This window comes from Micromonospora parva (genome assembly GCF_040649675.1).
In the GTDB taxonomy this organism is placed as follows: Bacteria; Actinomycetota; Actinomycetes; order Mycobacteriales; family Micromonosporaceae; genus Micromonospora; species Micromonospora parva.
Genome location: NZ_JBEZFX010000001.1, coordinates 881,516 through 899,661, shown reverse-complemented (window position 1 = coordinate 899,661; position 18,146 = coordinate 881,516). Strand labels below are relative to the sequence as shown.

At 72.9% G+C, this 18,146-nt stretch carries 19 protein-coding genes; 15 read left to right on the top strand and 4 right to left on the bottom strand.

Annotation, left to right across the window (positions count from 1 at the left end; all coding sequences use genetic code 11):
* Positions 1-129 precede the first annotated feature (129 nt).
* Together AB0C03_RS03970 and AB0C03_RS03965 are read left to right on the top strand one after the other, a co-directional pair.
* A complete protein-coding gene (locus AB0C03_RS03970; RefSeq protein WP_030335309.1) occupies positions 130-348 on the top strand; it encodes a hypothetical protein in 219 nt (72 codons plus the stop codon).
* A gap of 197 nt (positions 349-545) precedes the next feature.
* Complete coding sequence (locus tag AB0C03_RS03965; protein ID WP_030335307.1) at positions 546-1,646, top strand: D-alanine--D-alanine ligase family protein; 1,101 nt, start codon at positions 546-548, stop codon at positions 1,644-1,646.
* 54 nt (positions 1,647-1,700) lie between these two features.
* Here the strand turns inward: AB0C03_RS03965 and AB0C03_RS03960 are convergent, their stop codons facing one another.
* Both AB0C03_RS03960 and AB0C03_RS03955 read right to left on the bottom strand, forming a co-directional pair.
* The gene (locus tag AB0C03_RS03960) at positions 1,701-2,363 is read right to left on the bottom strand and encodes a DUF3515 family protein (protein ID WP_307857823.1); all 663 of its coding nucleotides are present in this window, start codon (positions 2,361-2,363) and stop codon (positions 1,701-1,703) included.
* 30 nt (positions 2,364-2,393) lie between these two features.
* Positions 2,394-2,627: an Lrp/AsnC ligand binding domain-containing protein gene (locus AB0C03_RS03955; RefSeq protein WP_030335303.1), complete on the bottom strand. Its 234-nt coding sequence runs from the start codon at positions 2,625-2,627 to the stop codon at positions 2,394-2,396.
* A 96-nt stretch (positions 2,628-2,723) separates the two neighbouring features.
* On the opposite strand from AB0C03_RS03955, the gene AB0C03_RS03950 reads away from it, so the two are divergent.
* Positions 2,724-3,713, top strand: a complete 990-nt coding sequence (locus AB0C03_RS03950; RefSeq protein ID WP_210865760.1) for a thiamine-phosphate kinase — start codon at positions 2,724-2,726, stop codon at positions 3,711-3,713.
* Positions 3,714-3,742: 29 nt separating this feature from the next.
* Positions 3,743-4,204: a GNAT family N-acetyltransferase gene (locus AB0C03_RS03945; RefSeq protein ID WP_210862029.1), complete on the top strand. Its 462-nt coding sequence runs from the start codon at positions 3,743-3,745 to the stop codon at positions 4,202-4,204.
* A 129-nt stretch (positions 4,205-4,333) separates the two neighbouring features.
* Here AB0C03_RS03945 and rpmB read toward each other — a convergent pair whose 3' ends face one another.
* Entirely contained in the window at positions 4,334-4,525 is a 192-nt protein-coding gene (rpmB, locus tag AB0C03_RS03940) for a 50S ribosomal protein L28 (protein WP_007456456.1), read from the bottom strand.
* 287 nt (positions 4,526-4,812) lie between these two features.
* Here rpmB and AB0C03_RS03935 point away from each other — a divergent pair, with 287 nt between their 5' ends.
* Together AB0C03_RS03935 and recG are read left to right on the top strand one after the other, a co-directional pair.
* Positions 4,813-6,426 carry a DAK2 domain-containing protein gene (locus AB0C03_RS03935; RefSeq protein ID WP_030335297.1) on the top strand — a complete coding sequence of 538 codons (1,614 nt, stop codon included), beginning with the start codon at positions 4,813-4,815 and terminating at the stop codon, positions 6,424-6,426.
* The gene (recG, locus tag AB0C03_RS03930; RefSeq protein ID WP_357634045.1) at positions 6,423-8,621 is read left to right on the top strand and encodes an ATP-dependent DNA helicase RecG; all 2,199 of its coding nucleotides are present in this window, start codon (positions 6,423-6,425) and stop codon (positions 8,619-8,621) included. The genes AB0C03_RS03935 and recG overlap by 4 nt, the downstream gene beginning before the upstream one ends.
* A 163-nt stretch (positions 8,622-8,784) precedes the next feature.
* On the opposite strand, the gene AB0C03_RS03925 is transcribed toward recG, so the two are convergent.
* Positions 8,785-9,750 (bottom strand): LPXTG cell wall anchor domain-containing protein, encoded by a 966-nt coding sequence (locus tag AB0C03_RS03925; RefSeq protein ID WP_030335292.1) that lies wholly within the window; start codon positions 9,748-9,750, stop codon positions 8,785-8,787.
* A gap of 395 nt (positions 9,751-10,145) precedes the next feature.
* Between AB0C03_RS03925 and rsmD the strand changes: the two genes are divergently transcribed.
* The 9 genes from rsmD (at position 10,146) to AB0C03_RS03880 (ending at position 18,118) form a co-directional block, all read left to right on the top strand.
* Positions 10,146-10,709, top strand: coding sequence for a 16S rRNA (guanine(966)-N(2))-methyltransferase RsmD (gene rsmD, locus AB0C03_RS03920; protein ID WP_030335291.1), 564 nt, complete (start codon positions 10,146-10,148; stop codon positions 10,707-10,709).
* Positions 10,706-11,188: a pantetheine-phosphate adenylyltransferase gene (gene coaD, locus AB0C03_RS03915; RefSeq protein WP_030335289.1), complete on the top strand. Its 483-nt coding sequence runs from the start codon at positions 10,706-10,708 to the stop codon at positions 11,186-11,188. Before rsmD ends, coaD begins: the two co-directional genes overlap by 4 nt.
* 275 nt (positions 11,189-11,463) lie before the next feature.
* Complete coding sequence (locus AB0C03_RS03910) at positions 11,464-11,961, top strand: SPFH domain-containing protein (RefSeq protein ID WP_030335287.1); 498 nt, start codon at positions 11,464-11,466, stop codon at positions 11,959-11,961.
* Positions 11,962-12,070: 109 nt separating this feature from the next.
* Positions 12,071-12,634 (top strand): YceD family protein, encoded by a 564-nt coding sequence (locus AB0C03_RS03905; protein WP_030335285.1) that lies wholly within the window; start codon positions 12,071-12,073, stop codon positions 12,632-12,634.
* Positions 12,635-12,639: 5 nt separating this feature from the next.
* Entirely contained in the window at positions 12,640-12,813 is a 174-nt protein-coding gene (rpmF, locus tag AB0C03_RS03900; RefSeq protein ID WP_030335284.1) for a 50S ribosomal protein L32, read from the top strand.
* Between the two features lie 114 nt (positions 12,814-12,927).
* Positions 12,928-13,911: a phosphate acyltransferase PlsX gene (locus AB0C03_RS03895; RefSeq protein ID WP_210865763.1), complete on the top strand. Its 984-nt coding sequence runs from the start codon at positions 12,928-12,930 to the stop codon at positions 13,909-13,911.
* A complete protein-coding gene (gene rnc / locus AB0C03_RS03890; RefSeq protein ID WP_030335280.1) occupies positions 13,908-14,828 on the top strand; it encodes a ribonuclease III in 921 nt (306 codons plus the stop codon). Before AB0C03_RS03895 ends, rnc begins: the two co-directional genes overlap by 4 nt.
* Positions 14,821-15,678, top strand: coding sequence for a bifunctional DNA-formamidopyrimidine glycosylase/DNA-(apurinic or apyrimidinic site) lyase (mutM, locus tag AB0C03_RS03885; protein WP_030335278.1), 858 nt, complete (start codon positions 14,821-14,823; stop codon positions 15,676-15,678). The genes rnc and mutM overlap by 8 nt, the downstream gene beginning before the upstream one ends.
* 220 nt (positions 15,679-15,898) lie before the next feature.
* Entirely contained in the window at positions 15,899-18,118 is a 2,220-nt protein-coding gene (locus tag AB0C03_RS03880; protein ID WP_357634040.1) for an MMPL family transporter, read from the top strand.
* The last annotated feature ends 28 nt before the right edge of the window (positions 18,119-18,146 follow it).

Genomic DNA, 18,146 nt, shown 5'->3' with positions numbered 1-18,146 from the left:
GGGCGCGCGGCGATCGGGTTTCTCCCCCGTACCCGATCGTCGCGTGCCGCCCCGCCATCCCGGCCTGCCGGAAGGAGACGACGTGCGAACCCGCCCGGAGCCCCCCGCCGTACCCTCGGTCGGCGCGCGATGACCCGTTTCCTCGTGGTGCTCACCGACGTGCGCCCGGTCGAGGGCGTCAACCGCAACGAGCGGGTCGCGCCGGAGCGGCGCCGGCAGGTCGTCGGGGCCAGCAGCCGGGAGGCCGCCGACCGCATCGCCGGCGCGTTCATGGCGCTGGGCATGGTGCGGGCCGGCCGGCAGCGGGTGAAGGTGATAGCGGTCGGTCGCCGGCACTCCCGGGACTGAGCGCAGACCCAGGTCAGCGGCCTGCGACAGCGCTACCTCCCGGTTACGCACCGTATATCCTCTGATGACCAGTTGCCGTGTCGTGCCGTGGCTCGCCGGGTATCGCCTCGCCCTTCCGCCACGCACAGTAAGGTCAACCGGGTGAGCGCCACCGGCGAGCACGACCAGCCGCAGTCGCGTACGAAGAGGTGACCGGAGTGACCACCCCAGGCAAGACCCGCGTGGCGATCGTCTTCGGCGGCCGCAGCCCGGAGCACGGCATCTCCTGTGTCAGCGCCGGCAGCGTGTTCGGCGCACTCGACCCGGACGAGTTCGAGGTGGTGCCGGTGGGCATCACCCGGGCCGGCCAGTGGGTGCTGACCAACGGCGATCCCGCCCAGCTCGCGATCAACGCCCGTCAGCTCCCCGAGATCACCGCCGACTCCGGCGACGACATCGTGCTGCGCGCCGACCCCACCGGCAACGGCCTGATGGTGCTCGACCCGACCGAGGGCCCCCGGGCGCTCGCCGACGTGGACGTGGTCTTCCCGGTGCTGCACGGCACGTACGGCGAGGACGGCACCATCCAGGGAATGCTGGAGATGGCCGGCATCCCCTACGTCGGGGCGAACGTGTTCGCCTCCGCCGCCGCCATGGACAAGGAGTTCACCAAGAAGCTCTGCGCCGTCGAGGGCATCCCGGTCGGCTCGTACGCCGTGCTGCGCAACGGGATGACCCTCAGCGAGCAGGACAAGGAGCGGCTCGGCCTGCCGGTCTTCGTCAAGCCGTCCCGGGCCGGGTCGTCGTTCGGCGTCAACAAGGTCACCGACTGGGCGCAGCTGGACGCGGCGGTCGCCGCCGCCCGGCAGTTCGACCCGAAGGTCATCATCGAGGCCGCGATCGTCGGCCGCGAGATCGAGTGCGGGGTGCTGGAGGGCGAGGCCGGTGGTGCGCCCGAGGCGTCAGTGCTGGCCGAGGTGCGGGTCGTCGCCGACCACGACTTCTACGACTTCGAGGCGAAGTACCTCGACGACTCCTGCGAGTACGACATTCCGGCCAACCTGCCGGACAAGGTGACCCGTCAGGTGCAGGAGTACGCGGTCCGCGCGTTCACCGCACTGGACTGCGCCGGTCTGGCCCGCGCCGACTTCTTCGTCACTCCCGAGCTGGACGTCTACCTCAACGAGATCAACACGATGCCCGGTTTCACCCCGACGTCGATGTTCCCGCGGATGTGGGCTGCCTCCGGCCTGGAGTACCCGAAGCTGGTCAACCGCCTGATCCGTACCGCCCAGCGGCGCGGCGTCGGCCTGCACTGAGCCGTCCGACCCCGCCCGCGCGGCTCAGCCGGTGCGGGCGGGGTCGGTTCGTGCTCAGCGCTGGCAGCCGGACGGGATGGCCCCGCCGGAGGGCACACTCGCCACGATCGTGCTGGAGATCGCCGGCAACCACTGCAACGGCTGCTCGTACGCGCCCGGGACGCGCACCGTGATCAGCGTCTCCCGGTCGACAGTGGAGAGCACCGCGTCGTCGGCCTGTTCGGCAAGGTGCCAGCAGACCCCGTTGACCGTCCAGACCTCGTCGGTGCTGGGGAAGGTCGGCTCGGTGCCGCCGCAGGCCACGGTGAGCGCGGGGTCGCCGTACGCGGCGTTCTGCTCCGGGCCGGCGGTGACCGGCCGCTGGGCCAGGTCGCGGATGCTCGCCGGGAGCTGGGACAGCAGCGCCCGGCAGACCGTGGCCGGGCGGGCGGCCAGCGCCGGGGCGGCCATCTCCACCGGGGCGGTGGACTGCACCCGGGCGGTGGTCGCCGAGGGGCTCGGCGCGGCGGCCGGAGTGTCCGGGCTGAGCTTGTTGAAGGCCAACACGGCCACCAGCAGCGTGATCGGCAGGGCTATCACCGTGGCCAGCAGGGCAGCGCCCCGCATGGTCCGATCGCGGCCGGCCGGCGCGGCGGCGGCGGGATCGGTCGGCTCACCGTTACCGTCAGCCGGCCCGGACGTGCCGTCGGTCGCGTCGCGCGCACCGTCGTCGTCCACCGCGGAGGAGGATGATGTCAACTCGTCCACTTACAGCCGCACCACCGAACACGTGAGGGTGCGGGTGATGCCGGGCACCATCTGCACCTTGCTGACGATGAGTTTGCCGAGCTCGTCGACGGTGTTCGCCTCGGTGAGGACGACCACGTCGTACGGCCCGGTGACGGCGTCGACGCGAACCACGCCGGAGATGTCCGCGATGAGACCCGCCACGTCACGTGCGCGGCCGACCTCGGTCTGGATGAGGATGTACGCCTGTACCACGACTCGACCTCCGTCCGTCGCCGCCCGGGAGCGGCCCGAAGGGTGAAACTACCTTACGGACCAGGTCTGATCCCTATCGGTGGTCAAGGAGCAGCGGTGAGCGAGCACGGCGGAGCCGGGCAGCACGGGCGCGACGCCCGCGGTGGCGTCGGCGTGTCCGGGATCGGGGAGTTCGGGCTGATCGGGAAGGTCACCGCCCGGCTGTCGTACGGGCCGACGACCCTGCTCGGCCCGGGCGACGACGCGGCGGTGGTGGCCGCGCCGGACGGCCGGGTGGCGGCGTCCACGGACGTGCTGGTCGACGGGCGGCACTTCCGGCGGGACTGGTCCTCGGCCCGCGACGTCGGGCACCGGGCGGCGGCGGCCAACCTGGCCGACATCGCGGCGATGGGTGCCACGCCGACCGCCCTGCTGGTCGCGCTCTGCATGCCGGCGGACCTGGACACCGGCTGGGCGGAGGAGCTGGCCGACGGGCTGTCCGCGGAGGCGGCGACGGTCGGCGCGAGCGTGGTCGGCGGCGACATGTCGGCCAGCCCCACCCTGACCGTCGCGGTCACCGCGCTGGGCGACCTGGCGGGCCACCCACCCGTGCTGCGCTCCGGCGCCCGACCCGGGGACGTGCTCGCCCTGGCCGGGCGCACCGGGTACGCGGCAGCCGGGTTGACAGTGCTGACCCGGGGGTTCCGCACCCCGAGGCTGCTGGTCGAGGCGTACCGGCGGCCACAGGTGCCCTACCAGGCCGGCCCGCAGGCCGCTCGGTCCGGCGCCACCTCCATGATCGACATCTCGGACGGGCTCCTCGCCGACCTCGGGCACATCGCGGCGGCCAGCGGGGTGGCCATCGACGTACGCCGGGACGGGTTCGAGGTGCCCCGGCAGATGGCCGACGCGGCGCAGGCACTCGGCGTCGACCCGTACACCTGGATCCTCGCCGGTGGCGACGACCACGCGCTGGCCGCTACCTTCCCCCCGGCGGTGCCGCTGCCGCCGGGCTGGCGGCCGATCGGCCTGGTCACGGACGGTGCCGGCGTGACCGTCGACGGGGTCGGCTACGACGGCCCGGCCGGCTGGGACCACTTCCGCTGAGACCCGGGCGCCGCCGTACGCTGGACACCGTGAGTGAGATCGAGATCCGGGTGGTGCGGTTCGACGCACCGGTGGCACAGCACCTGATCCAGGCCGCCCTGGCCGACCTCGGTGCCCGCTACGGCGGCACCGGCGACGACACCCCGGTGGACGCGGCCGAGTTCGAGCCGCCCGATGGCGCGTTCCTCGTCGCCTACCTGGCCGGTGAGCCGGTCGGCTGCGGTGGCTGGCGTAGCCACGGCGAGGACACCGCGGAGCTGAAGCGGATGTACACGGTGCCGGCGGCGCGGGGGCGGGGGGTGGCCCGCGCGGTGTTGGCGGCCGTCGAGCGCTCCGCCCGCGAGCACTGCCGCAAGCGGGTGGTCCTGGAGTGCGGCGACAAGCAGCCCGAGGCGATCGCCATGTACGGCTCCGCCGGGTACGAGCGGATCCCGAACTTCGGCTTCTACAAGGACGCGGAGGGCTGCATCTCCTTCGGCCGCACCCTCTGACCCGCGGGCCGGGCCTCGGCGTGCCTGGCCGGGCCGGCGCGGTGCGCGGTGGCTGCCGCGCACACGACTCAGCCGGCGGACCCTCGGGGTCCGCCGGCTGAGCCGAACGAGAAGGTGGGTGCTACCGCGTCAGGCGCGGGTGACCTTGCCGGCCTTGATGCACGAGGTGCAGACCTGCAACTTCTTGGTGTTGCCGCCACCGGCCGGGGTACGCACCGACTGGATGTTCGGGTTCCAGCGGCGGTTGGTCCGCCGGTGCGAGTGGGACACGTTGTGGCCGAAGCCCGGTCCCTTGCCACAGACGTCGCACACGCTAGCCACGGGATACTCCTGGGATTGATACGTTCATGAGGTCGCCGGCAGGTGCTGCCCGGGCAACCTGGTCAGGTTACCCGATGACTCGCCGACCCGGCCAACCGGCCCGGTCCGGCGCTCGCCCGTGCCCCGGCTCACGCCTGGTCGTGGGCCCGTCCGCCCGACGGTGGGCCGGCCCGGCGGCAAGGCTACCGGAGCGGTCCGTCCCCGCCGTGGCCAGTGCCGACCCGGGGCACGGCGGACACGCCGGACGAGTCCGACGGGTGTCGGTGTGCGCCAGTAGGCTTCTGCCCGTGCTGGACACCCTCGACGCCGCCGCGGTCCGCCGCTGGTGTGCGGGCGGGTTGGCCGCACTGAAGCGTCACCAGGGCGAGATCGACCAGCTCAACGTCTATCCGGTGCCCGACGGCGACACCGGCACCAACCTGGTGCTCACCCTCACCTCGGCACAGCAGGCCCTCGCCATGGATCTGGACACCCTGCCCGACAGCGGGCCGACCGCGCACGGGCACGCGCTGCGGCTGATGGCCCAGGGCGCGCTGCTGGGCGCGCGGGGCAACTCCGGGGTGATCCTCTCGCAGATCCTGCGGGGTTTCGCCGACCAGGTCGCCGGGATGCCGGCGGTGCGCGGCCGGGAGTTGGCCGCCGCGTTGCGCTCCGGCACCGCCGCCGCGTACACGGCGGTCTCCCGGCCGGTCGAGGGCACACTGCTCACCGTTGTCGCGGCCGCCGCCGCGGCGGCCGAGGGCGCGGACAGCGACGACCTGCCGGCGGTGGCCGGCGTCGCGGCCCGGGCGGCGGCCGAGGCGCTCGCCCGGACCCCGGAGCAGCTGCCGGCGCTGGCCCGCGCGGGCGTTGTCGACGCCGGTGGCCGAGGGCTCTGCGTGCTGCTCGACGCCCTGGTCGAGGTGCTGACCGGGGAGAGCACGGCCCGGCCCGCGCCGCCGCCGCGCGCCGCCCGCCCGGCGGCCACCGTCGCCCGCGAGACCGGTTCCGACGAGTACGCGTACGAGGTGCAGTTCCTGCTCGATGCCCGAGCCGAGGCGGTCGCCGGGTTGCGCCGGGCCCTGGACGCGTTGGGGGATTCGCTCGTCGTCGTCGGCGACGGGCGTGAGCCGGAGGGCACCTGGAACGTCCACGTGCACGTCAACGACGTGGGCGCGGCGGTCGAGGCCGGGGTCGCTGCCGGCCGTCCGTACCGGATCTCGGTGACCCGTTTCGCCGACCAGCCGGAGCCGCCCGCCGGCCCGGCGGTGACCGGCCGGGCCGCGGTGGTGGTGGCCACCGGTGGCGGCATCGCCGAGCTGTTCGCCGCGGAGGGGGCCACAGTGGTGCCGGGCAACCCGTCCACCGGTGAGTTGCTCGACGCCGTGCGCAGCACCGGCGCGGCCCGGGTGGTGGTGCTGCCCAACGACGCCAACACCGAGGCGGTGGCGAGCGCGGCGGCCCGCGAGGCCCACCGCTTCGGCATCAAGGTGAGCGTGGTGCCGACCCGCTCGCCCGTGCAGGCGTTGGCCGCCCTCGCGGTCCGCGACGGCGACCGCCGCTTCGAGGACGACGTGATCGCGATGGCCGAGGCGGCGGGCGCCTGCCGCTACGCCGAGGTCTGCCACGCCAGCCGGGAGGCGCTGACAGTGGCCGGCCCGTGCCGTCCCGGTGACGTGCTGGCGCTGGTGGAGGGGGAGGTGCACCTGATCGGCACCGACCTCACCGACACCTGCGCGGCGGTGGTCGACCGGATGCTCGGCGGTGGTGGCGAGATGGTCACCCTGCTGGCCGGGGCGGACGCGCCGGCCGGGCTCACCGATGCCGTCCGCGCGCACGTCGCGCGACGCTGGCCGTTCGTCGAGGTGCACGCGTACCCGGGCGGCCAGCCGTTTTATCCGCTCCTGGTAGGGATCGAATGAGCGAACCAGCCACTGTGGACACTCCGCTGAAGAAGCTGGTCGGGGAGAAGACAGCCAAGGCGCTGGCCGCACACCTCGACCTGCACACCGCGGGTGACCTGGTCTACCACTTCCCGCGTCGCTACGACGAGCGTGGTGAGCACACCGACATCCGCTCGCTGGACGTCGGTGAGCAGGTCACCGTGCTGGCTCAGGTGCAGCGCACCGCGGTGCGCCCGATGCGTCAGCGGCGGGGCAACCTGCTGGAGGTGACCGTCGGCGACGGCTCCGGCGGGGTGCTGACGTTGACCTTCTTCGGCAACCAGGCGTGGCGCGAGCGGGAGCTGCGCCCCGGCCGGTGGGGGCTGTTCGCCGGCAAGGTCACCGAGTTCCGGGGCAAACGGCAGCTCAACGGCCCGGAGTACGTCCTGCTCGGCGAGGGTGGCGACGGCGAGGCGGCGGCCAACGACGACATCGAGGAGTTCGCCGGGGCGCTCATCCCCGTCTACCCGGCCGCCGCTGCCGTGCCGACCTGGGTGATCGCGCGCTGCGTGCGCGTCGTGCTGGACACGTTCACCCCGCCGGACGACCCACTGCCGAACGCCGTGCGGGCCGGTCGCAAGCTGGTCGGGTTGGGCGCCGCGTTGAGCGAGATCCACCGGCCGTCCAGCAAGGAGGCGCTGCACCAGGCGCGGCGGCGACTCAAGTGGGACGAGGCCTTCGCCGTCCAGGTGACCCTGGTGCAGCGCAAGCACCGGGCGGCCGACTGGCCGGCCCGGCCCCGCCCGGCACGCCCGGGCGGGCTGCTGGAAGCCTTCGACGCCCGACTCCCGTACGAGCTGACGGCGGGCCAGCGCGAGGTGGGCGTGGAGATCGCGGCGGACCTGGCCGCCGGGCACCCCATGCACCGCCTGTTGCAGGGCGAGGTGGGCTCGGGCAAGACGGTGGTGGCGCTGCGGGCGATGCTCCAGGTGGTCGACGCGGGCGGACAGGCCGCGCTTCTGGCGCCCACCGAGGTGCTGGCCGCCCAGCACCACCGCGGCATGCTCGACCTGCTCGGGCCGCTCGGTCGGGCCGGCGAGTTGGGCGCCGCCGAGCACGCCACCCGGGTCGAGCTGGTCACCGGCTCGCTGGGCGCGGCGGCCCGCCGCCGGGCGCTCGGCGAGGTGGCCAGCGGCGCGACCGGCATCGTGCTCGGCACCCACGCCCTGCTCTACGAGGGGGTCGACTTCGCCGACCTGGGCCTGGTGGTCGTCGACGAGCAGCACCGCTTCGGCGTGGAGCAGCGCGACGCGCTGCGGGCCAAGGCCGACCAGCCGCCGCACGTGCTGGTGATGACGGCGACCCCGATCCCGCGCACCGTGGCGATGACGGTCTACGGCGACCTGGAGGTCTCCACGCTTTCCCAGCTGCCCCGGGGGCGGTCGCCGATCGCCTCGCACGTGGTGCCGGCCGCCGAGAAACCGGCCTATCTGGACCGGGCCTGGCGGCGGCTGCGCGAGGAGGTGACCGCCGGGCACCAGGCGTACGTGGTGTGTCCGCGCATCGGGGACGGCCCTGGCGCCGAGGAGGAACCGCCACCCGAGGACGACAACGGCCGGCGGGCGCCGCTGGCGGTGACCGAGGTGGCCCCGCTGCTGGCCGAGGGTCCACTGCACGGCCTGCGGATCGGGGTGCTGCACGGTCGGCTGCCGGCCGACGAGAAGGACGCGGTGATGCGGTCCTTCGCGGCCGGCGACCTGGACGTGCTGGTGGCGACCACAGTGATCGAGGTCGGCGTGGACGTGCCGAACGCGACGGTGATGATCGTGCTGGACGCCGACCGGTTCGGTGTCTCCCAGTTGCACCAGTTGCGGGGCCGGGTCGGCCGGGGTGCCGCTGCCGGGCTCTGCCTGCTGGTCAGCGAGGCGCCGGAGGGCTCGTCGGCGCGGGAGCGGCTGGACGCGGTGGCGTCCACGAGCGACGGTTTCAAGCTCGCCGAGCTTGATCTGGAGCAGCGCCGCGAGGGCGACGTGTTGGGTGCCACCCAGTCCGGGCACCGCTCGCACCTGCGGTTGCTGTCGCTGCGACGCGACGCCGACCTGATCCGCGAGGCCCGCGCCGAGGCGATCACCCTGATCGAGGACGACCCGGAGCTGACCCGCAATCCGGCGCTGGCCGCCTCGGTGGCCGCACTTGTCGACGAGGACCGCGCGGAGTACCTGGAAAAGGGCTGATCACGCGCCGCCGTGATCCACTCCAGTTTCATGAAGCCGGGGTATCCCGTCGACAGGGATACCCCGGTTTCCATGATGTCGCGTCGATCAGGCAGGCCACTACACGGCTGAGGGCGCGCCGACCGGGTGGTCGACGCGCCCTCAGGTGTCAGAGCGGGTTGTCTCAGGCGGTGAAGCGAACCCGACGACGGCGGGCCACCACGAACAGGGCGGCACCGGCGGCGAGCAGCACCACGGCGCCGGCGATGATGCCGCCGGTCGCGGCACCGGTCAGCGGCAGAGCCGGCTCGTCCTTGTCGCCGCCACCCTGACCCGGGGTGCAGTCGGCCGGCTTCTCCCACGCGATCGGCGCGGTGTCGTCCAGGCCCTCGGCGGCCGGCGTCACGACGAGACCCTCGGTCGCGTCGAAGGAGACGGAACCGGTCTCGCCCGGCTTCACGACGAGCGTCTTCACCTCGCCCTTGTTCGGGGTCAGGGTGAGCGTGACGGTCTCACCGTCGGCGGGGTTCTCGATCGTGAAGGTGAGCTTGTCGCAGGTCGACTCGACCGAGCCGACCGGCTCCGCCGGAGCCGGGGTGGCCGGCGGGGTCGGGGTCGGGCTCTGGGCCGGCGGCTGGCTCGGCGACGGAGAGGCGGTGGTGGGGGTCGGCGTGGGGGTCGCCGGTGCGCTGGGGGTCGGGGTGCTCGCCGGCGGCGTGGTCTCTGCCGCGCAGGTGCCCTTCGGCTCGGCGGCGACGGTCCGCGACTCGGTCACGATCCGGTCGGTACGCACCCATCGCGCCTCGACGGTCAGCTCGACCGTCGGCCGCTTCGTGTCGAAGGTGTGCGCCTGGGTGCCGGTGAGGAAACCTTGGCCCTTCGCCGGCAGGGTGGCGTCCTTCGCCAGGTCGCCGGTGAAGTCACCCGGGACGGTCGACTCGAGCTTGGTGATGGTCGCGTCGATGTTCTCGCTGTTGCCGACCGTCCAGGTCACCTTGACCTGGCCGTCGGAGGTCAGGCAGTAGGTGCCGGAGGGCTCGGGGTGGTGGGCGCTCGCGGGGCTCGCGAGGGTGCCGACGCCGGCGAGGCCGATCAGCGCACCTGCGGCGATGGCCGCGACGCGCCGGAACGGAGACTTGGGAGGGTTCACGCCTGCTCCTGGTGAGGGGGGTACGGATCGCGTGGCGGGAGGCCGGGAGACGTGGTGACCGGGGAGTCACCTGCTCACCGGGGCGTCGCGACGCGGTGGTGTTCCCGCGGCGAAAGCGGGGACAGGGGGAGACTGTACTGATGGGTGGTTAATGAGGGGAGTTCAGATCATTGCCATCCGGCAATGTAGTCGATTCGTGATCTTTGATGAACCGAAGGTGTCCGTCCGATCACTGGGGACCGTCCTCGCGCCGCTGCTGCACTGTGGATTCCGGGCTTGCGTGGCTGCTCAGTCGCGCCGCGTCGTCGCCGGCTGGCCGGCTCCCCGGATCCGCGCCGTGCTGACCGGGCCCGCGTCGCATCGCGTAGCGTCGCGGGCATGAGCAGGAGGAAACGGTGACCCGGATCGTGGCCGGGACGCTCGGTGGCCGGCGGATCGCCGCGCCCCCCGGCGCCGGCACCCGACCCACCTCGGACCGGGTCCGGGAGGCGCTGTTCAGCGCCGTCCAGGCCGACGTCGATCTCGACGGCGCCCGCTTCGCCGACCTGTACGCCGGCTCCGGCGCGGTCGGGCTGGAGGCGCTCTCCCGGGGCGCCCGGCACGTGCTGCTCGTCGAGTCCGACCCGCGGGCGGCCCGGGTGATCCGGGAGAACGTCGCGGCCCTGCGCGCCGGCCCGGCGGCCCGTCTGGTCACCGGCAAGGTGGCGACGGTGCTGGCCGCCGGGCCGGACGGGGAGCCGTACGACGTGGTCTTCGCCGACCCGCCGTACGCGGTGCCGGACGAGGAGATCACCGCGATGTTGGCCGCGCTCGTCGACGGCGGCTGGCTGGCGCCCGACGCGTTGGTGGTGGTCGAGCGGTCCCGCCGCACCAGGGAGTTCGACTGGGTGGAGGGGATCACCGCCGAGCGCAGCCGCCGTTACGGCGAGACCACCCTTTGGTACGGTCGCCGATCATGAGACGTGCGGTGTGTCCCGGTTCGTTCGACCCGGTCACCAACGGACACCTCGACATCATCGGGCGGGCCAGTCGGCTCTTCGATGAGGTCATCGTCGGTGTGCTGGTGAATCAGTCGAAGAGTGGCCTGTTCACCGTCGAGGAGCGCATCGAGATGCTCCGCGAGGTGACCTCGTCGTACGGCAACGTGCGGGTCGAGTCGTTCCGCGGGCTGCTGGTGGACTTCTGCCGGGCCCAGCAGGCGAGCGTGCTGATCAAGGGTCTGCGGGCGGTCAGCGACTTCGACTACGAGTTGCAGATGGCCCAGATGAACATCGGTCTGGCTGGCGTGGAGACGCTCTTCATGCCGACCAATCCGCTCTACTCGTTCCTGTCGTCGAGCCTGGTCAAGGACGTGGCCAAGTGGGGTGGCGACATCTCCGCCCACGTCCCCGACCCGGTCCGCGAAGCGCTCCAGGCCCGTCTGGGCCCCCGCCGCTGAGCCGATCCCGCACCACGCGGCCCTGTCCGACCCCCTCACTTCCCGCGATCTTGCACTTATGGTTCCCGGATCGCTCCTTCTGAGGCGATTTGACGCAACAGGAAGTGCAAGATCGACGCCGATGGTGGGGACGCGGGGGGTGACTATGTCGCGACTCGCCGGGATGGGGTGAGTGGGGCGGCGGTGGGGCGGGCACGACATGATTGGTGGCGCGGGGAACGGCCGTAGCCCGCATCATGGAGGTCGGCCGACGAACGACAGGAGTGAGGTAGCCGGTGGACCCGCTCGATCGCATCGACGAACTGATCGCCATCCTGGAGCAGGCCCGCTCCGTCCCGATGTCGCGCAACAACTGCATGGTCGACCGGGGTGAGATGATCGCTGCCCTCGACGAGATGCGCGCCGATCTCCCCGCCGACCTGCGTCGTGCCGCCGCCCTCCTGGAGGAGCGCGACAAGATCATGGAAGCCGGCAAGCGCGAGGCGGACCGGATCATCAGCGAGGGTGAGGCAGAACACGCCCGCCTGGTCTCGGTGAACGAGATCACCGTGTCCGCCGAGCACGAGGGTGCCCGGATCATCGGTGAGGCCCGCGCCGAGGCGCAGCGCCTGCGGGAGGAGGTCGACGACTACGTCGACACCGCGTTGGCCAACTTCGAGCAGTTCCTCACCCGGGCGCTGGCCTCGATAGAGCGCGGCCGGGACAAGATGCACGCGCTGCGGGAGATCGGCACCTTCGCTGGGGATGAGGCGGAACGCCCGCTACCCTTCTGAGCGGCACCTCACCAGCCGACTTCTCAGGCGGGCGTCGCCCCCGGTTCGACGGTCCGGCGGTCGTCCAGGTAACCTTTTTTGTCGGCCTCTCACCGGCCGGAGTCTAACTATGCCCAAGCACTCGCCATCGACACTCAACCCCAGGTCGCCGCTGGTCCTCGACACGAGGGACCTGCCGCGTCGCCCTGGCGCGTTGCGTGAGGTCCAGCGGGTCGTGCCGGCACCGGCGGACCTCGGTGTGGAGTTGATCGGCGTGCCGGAGGGCGCGGACCTCGACCTCGATCTGAGGTTGCAGTCGGTGTCCGAGGGCGTGCTCGTCTCCGGGACCATCACCGGTCCCGTCCGGGGCGAGTGCGGCCGTTGCCTGCGCGAGATCAACGACTCGATGGCCGTGACGATCCAGGAGCTGTACGCGTACGAGGACAGCACCACGGACGCCACGACCGACGAGGACGAGGTGGGCCGGATGCAGGGCGATCTGATCGACCTGGAGCCGGCGCTGCGGGACGCGTTGGTGCTCACGCTGCCGACCAACCCGCTCTGCCGGGAGGACTGCCCAGGACTGTGCCCCGAATGTGGGGCGCACTGGGACGATCTGCCGGCCGACCACAGTCACCAGCAGATCGACCCGCGTTGGGCGGGCCTGTCGCAACTGACCGTTACAGAGGAGTAAGAACCGTGGCCGTCCCGAAGCGCAAGATGTCGCGCAGCAACACCCGGTCCCGCCGGGCGAACTGGAAGGCGACCGTGGTCGCGACCGTTGCGTGCCCGCAGTGCAAGTCCCCGAAGCTGCCGCACGCCGCCTGCTCCGTCTGCGGCACCTACAACGGCCGCCAGGTTCTCGAGGTCTGACCTGGACGCCGAGTGACGCCCCCGACCCCAGGTCGGGCGGCGCGCGCATCCTGGCATTCGCCCGGTGCTCCGGCTCCCTCCGACGCCGGCCGGCCTAACCCGGCCGGCGTTCCGGTGGAGCCGGGCGCCGCGCGGATCGCCGTTGACCTCCTCGGCGGGGACGACGCTCCCGCCGTCGTGGTTGACGGCGCTCTGCGGGCCATGCGCGCCGACCCTGACCTGCATCTGCTTCTCGTCGGTCCGACCGAGGTCGCCGACGAGCTGATTGCCGCCCTCGATCCGGCGCAACGCGCCCGGATCACCGTGCGGCCCGTCCGCGATGTCGTCGGCATGGCCGACCATCCCAGCGCCGCCCGCGCCGAGAGCACCGTCCGGGCCGCGGTCACCGCCGTCCGGGACGGGACCGCCGACGCCCTGGTCTCCGCCGGCGCCACCGGTGCCACAGTCACCGCGGCCGTGCTCGGCCTCGGCCGGTCACCGGAGATCCGCCAACCTGCGCTGGCCGCCACCCTGCCCGCCGTGGCGGGGCCGGTCGTGTTGCTCGATGTCGGCGGCTCCCTGGAACCCCGCCCGGCCACCCTCGCCCGGCACGCCGTGCTCGGCGCCGCCTACGCGGCGGTGGCCCACTCGATCGCCGCGCCCCGGGTCGGGCTGCTCTCGGTCGGCACCGAGGCCGGCAAGGGCGACCGGGTTCGCCGCGCCACCGACCCGCTGCTCGCCGTCGAACCGCTGCCCGGTGGGGCGCACTACGTCGGTCTGGTCGAGGGGTTCGACGTGGCCCTCGGCGCGCGCGCCGATGTCGTCGTCACCGACGGGTTCACCGGTAACGTGCTGCTGAAGGCCATTGAGGGCGCGTACGCGATGGCCGGCGGCCCACCCGCGCAGGGCGGCGCCCCCCGCGCGGCGGCCCTGTTGGGTGTCGTCGGGACGGTGGTCGTCTGCCACGGGTCCGCCCGCGCCGACGACGTCGCCTCCGGCATAGCTCTCGCCGCCCACCTGTGGCGGCGGCGCGCCACCGATCTGGTCTCCGCGTTGCTCGACGGCAACGCCGCGACGAATCGCACCGATCGCTCCACCGACACCGAGGTACGCACATGAGCAACGACAAGCGGCGGCGGGCGTCCGTCGGTCACCTGGAAGCCGCCTTCGGCGTGAGCCTGGAACCCGAGCTGCTCCAGCGCGCGTTGACCCACCGGTCGTACGCGTACGAGAACGGCGGGCTGCCCACCAACGAGCGGCTGGAGTTCCTCGGCGACTCGGTGCTCGGCGTGGTGATCACCACGGCGCTCTTCCACAACCACCCGGATCTGCCCGAGGGGCAACTCGCCAAGCTGCGGGCCAGCGTGGTCAACATGCGGGCGCTCGCCGACGTGGCCCGCGGTCTGGGCCCGGAAGGGCTCGGCGCGTACCTGCTGCTCGGCAAGGGTGAGGAGACGACCGGTGGCCGGGACAAGGCGAGCATCCTCGCCGACACGCTGGAGGCGCTGCTCGGCGCGATCTACCTGCAGTACGGCCTGGACACCACGGGGATCGTCATCCACCGGCTCTTCGACCCGCTGATGGCCGAGTCGGCCGGTCGCGGCGCCGCCCTGGACTGGAAGACCAGTCTCCAGGAGTTGACGGCGGCGCTCGGGCTGGGCGTGCCGGAGTACCGCATCGAGGGCACCGGCCCGGATCACCTCAAGACGTTCACCGCCTGGGTGGTGGTGGCCGGCAACCGGTACGGCGGCGCGGAGGGGCGCAGCAAGAAGGAGGCCGAGCAGCGGGCCGCCGAGGCCGCCTGGCGCACGCTCGCCGAGCAGAACGACCAGAACGGCGACGACGGCCAGGATGGTCGGGCCGGCGACCGCCAGAACCAGCCGACCGACCGGGACGACGCGGCCGACCGGGGTGAGCCGTTCGGGCCGCTGGAGCGTGCCGAGCGGGCCGCTTCGGCCGAGCAGGCCGACCACCTGGCGCAGGCGCTGCCGGCCGGGGGGGCCGACGGCCACGAGACGGGGCCGGCGCGTGCCTGAGCTGCCCGAGGTGGAGACCGTCCGGCAGGGGGTGGCCCAGTGGGTCGTCGGCCGGCGGATCGCCTCGGTCGAGGTCCGTCATCCGCGTGCGGTCCGCCGGCACGCTCCCGGCGACGTGCACTTCGCCGACGTGCTCGCCGGCCGGACGGTGCTGGACGCCCGCCGTCGCGGTAAGTACCTGTGGCTGCCACTGGACAGCGGTGACGCGATCGTCGGGCACCTCGGCATGTCGGGTCAGCTGCTGCTCCAGCCACCCGGCACAGTGGACGAGACCCACCTGCGGGTCCGGTTCCGGTTCAGCGACGACGGCCCGGAGCTGCGCTTCGTCGACCAGCGCACGTTCGGTGGGCTCTCGGTGAGCGAGGGCGGCGCCGAGTTGCCCGACGAGATCGCACACATCGCCCGCGACCCGATGGACCCGGAGTTCTCCGACGCGGCGTTCGTCGCGGCGCTGCGCCGCCGGCACACCGAGGTGAAGCGGGCCCTGCTCGACCAGACCCTGATCTCCGGGGTGGGCAACATCTACGCCGACGAGGCACTCTGGCGCGCCCGGCTGCACGGCACCCGACCCACCGACGCGCTGACCGCTCCGGCCGCGCAGCGCCTGCTCGGTCACGTCCGCGACGTGCTGGCCGAGGCGATCAAGGAGGGCGGCACCAGCTTCGATGCCCTCTACGTCAACGTCAACGGCGAGAGTGGCTACTTCGACAGGGCGCTCAACGCCTACGGCCGCGAGGGCGAGCCGTGCCGGCGGTGCGGCGCGCCGATCCGCCGGGAAGCGTTCATGAACCGGTCGTCGTACAGCTGCCCGCGCTGTCAGCCACGGCCCCGGGGGTCCCTTCGGGGATGACCCGGAGCCCGCTCGGGGCGCCGCCGGCGGGTCGCGGCGGGTCGCTCCGGGCTGGACCCCGGGGTACGCCCGGATCGCGGGCTGACGCCCGCCGAACGCACCCCCGCTCCCGGTCCGATGGTTCCAGGGTGGGCCGGGGTCGATCCCCGATGTGACCGCCTCGTCGCGCACCTAGCGTCAGCACAGTTGACCGGGGGCTGACGTGACAGGGGGATCCGAGATGGGCAGAAGACCGGTGACGGTGCGGCTGGCGCGGTGGAGCGCCGAGCACCCGTGGCGGGCGATCGCACTGTGGGCCGTGTTCGTGGCGGTGTGCTTCGTCGGCGGCAACGCCGCCGGACTCAACGAGGCCACCAACGGCGACCAGGCGATCGGCGAGGCGGGACGGGCCAGCCTGATCGTGGACGCCGGCGACTTCGCCGACCCGGCCGTGGACAACGTCCTGATCACCTCCACCGGTGGTGCGCTGGACCAGGCGGCGGCGAAGGCGGCGGCCGACGACGCGGCGGCCCGGCTGCGTACCGTCGCCGGGGTTGCCGGGGTGGGCCAGCCGGTCACCGCGCGGGACGGCTCGGCGCTGTTGCTGCCGATCACCATGTCGGGCGACCCGGAGACCGCCTCGGAGCGGGTGCAGCCGCTGCGGGACGCCACCGCAGCCGTGCAGGCGGCGCACCCCGAACTGCGCGTCGAGCAGGTCGGCGGGCCGTCGATCGGTCAGGCCCTCGACGACACCCTGGGCAAGGACTTCAAGCGTGCCGAGCTGCTCAGTCTGCCGGTCACCCTGGCGATCCTGATCATCGCGTTCGGCGCGCTGATCGCGGCGAGCGTGCCGGTGCTGCTGGCGCTCTCCTCGGTGGCCGCCGCGATGGGTCTGTCCACCCTCGCCTCGCACCTGGTGCCGGCCACCGACACCACGGCACCGGTGATCCTGCTGATCGGCATGGCGGTCGGTGTCGACTACTCGCTGTTCTACATCCGTCGGGAGCGGGAGGAACGCGCCAAGGGCCGGTCCGGGCTGGACGCGGTGGAGATCGCCGCGGAGACCTCCGGGCACGCCGTGGTGGTCTCCGGCTTCGCGGTGATCATCTCGATGGCCGGGCTGCTGCTCGCCGGCGACGTGGTCTTCTCGTCCCTCGCCATCGGCTCGATCCTCGTGGTGGCCGTCGCGGTGACCGGTTCGCTGACCGTCCTGCCCGCGCTGCTGGCCCGACTCGGCCGCTGGGTGGACCGGCCCCGGGTGCCGCTGCTCTGGCGACTCACCGCGCCGCGCACCGGCCGGCACGGTGAACCCCGCGCGCCCCGGCTGTGGCCCGCGGTGCTCCGGCCCGCGCTGCGCGCGCCGGTCGCGACGCTTGTCATCTCGGTCGGGCTGCTGCTCGCGCTGGCCGCGCCGGCGCTCGGAATGAAACTGAAGTTCCCCGGCATGGAGGACCTGCCCCGCACGACCCCGGCCATGCAGGCGTACGACCGGCTCACCGCGGCCTTCCCGAGCGCCGGGACCAATCACGTGGTGGCTGTCCGGGCGCCCGCCGACCAGGCCGACCGGGTACACGCCGCCCTCACCGACCTGTCCGCCCGGGCGGCCGGCGATCCGCTGTTCGCCCCGGCCGAGGCGGACGGCCCGAAGATCGAGGTGTCGGCCGACCGACGGGTCACGGTGCTGGACGTGCCGACCCCGTACGCCAGTCGCGACGACCGGTCCGTGCAGTCGCTGGAGAAGCTGCGCGGCGACCTGGTCCCGGCCGAGCTGCGGGGCATCCCCGGCATCGAGTACGCGGTGGGCGGGGGCGTGGCCGACAGCGAGGACTACGCACAGCACGTGCGGGACAAGTTGCCGCTGGTCATGGGCTTCGTGCTGGTGCTGACCTTCCTGGTCATGGCGTTCACCTTCCGGTCGGTGGTCATCGCGGCCAGCTCGATCGCGCTGAACCTGCTCTCCGCCGGTGCCGCGTACGGCCTGCTGGTGCTGGTCTTCCAGGGCGAGTGGGCGCAGGGGCTGCTGGGCTTCACGTCGATGGGCGCGATCGTGTCCTGGCTGCCGCTGTTCCTCTTCGTGGTGCTGTTCGGCCTCTCGATGGACTACCACGTCTTCGTGGTCAGTCGGATCCGCGAGGGCGTCCGTTCCGGCCTGGCCAACCGTGACGCCGTGTCGTACGGGATCACCTCGTCGGCCGGGGTGGTGACCAGCGCGGCGATCGTGATGGTCGGAGTGTTCTCGATCTTCGCCACGCTGAGCACCATCGACATGAAGCAGCTCGGCATCGGTCTGGCGGCGGCGATCCTGCTGGACGCCACCATCATCCGGGGCGTGGTACTGCCGGCATTGATGACCATGCTCGGCGACGCCAACTGGTGGGCCCCGCGCTTCCTGCGACCCACCCCGGCACCCGCACCCACAGACCCCCCAGCCCCAACCCCAGAACTCCTCCCCATCCCCTAACCCCCGCCCCGTCCCCGCGCGCCCCCTC